At 55.7% G+C, this 628-nt stretch carries 1 rRNA gene; it reads right to left on the bottom strand.

Features of this window, described 5'->3' with window-relative positions:
- Nucleotides 1-628: ribosomal RNA gene (locus tag IEZ27_RS53460) — 23S ribosomal RNA — on the bottom strand; the annotation flags it as partial.

Raw genomic sequence — 628 nt, 5'->3', positions numbered from 1 at the left:
AATGCCACGACTTCGGCGGTGTGCTTGAGCCCCGCTACATTGTCGGCGCAGAATCACTTGACCAGTGAGCTATTACGCACTCTTTCAAGGGTGGCTGCTTCTAAGCCAACCTCCTGGTTGTCTCTGCGACTCCACATCCTTTCCCACTTAGCACACGCTTAGGGGCCTTAGTCGGTGATCTGGGCTGTTTCCCTCTCGACTACGAACCTTATCGCCCGCAGTCTCACTGCCACGCTCTCACTTACCGGCATTCGGAGTTTGGCTGACGTCAGTAACCTTGTCGGGCCCATCGGCCATCCAGTAGCTCTACCTCCGGCAAGAAACACGCGACGCTGCACCTAAATGCATTTCGGGGAGAACCAGCTATCACGGAGTTTGATTGGCCTTTCACCCCTACACACAGGTCATCCCCCAGGTTTTCAACCCTGGTGGGTTCGGTCCTCCACCCAGTCTTACCTGAGCTTCAACCTGCCCATGCGTAGATCACTCCGCTTCGGGTCTACAGCATGCGACTCAAACGCCCTATTCAGACTCGCTTTCGCTACGGCTCCCCCACACGGGTTAACCTCGCCACACACCATAACTCGCAGGCTCATTCTTCAAAAGGCACGCAGTCACATCACACAAG

Source organism: Nonomuraea spiralis (assembly GCF_014648435.1).
GTDB lineage: Bacteria > Actinomycetota > Actinomycetes > Streptosporangiales > Streptosporangiaceae > Nonomuraea > Nonomuraea spiralis.
Note: the sequence above shows the minus strand (reverse complement) of the source record. Positions and strands in the feature narration are given on the sequence as shown.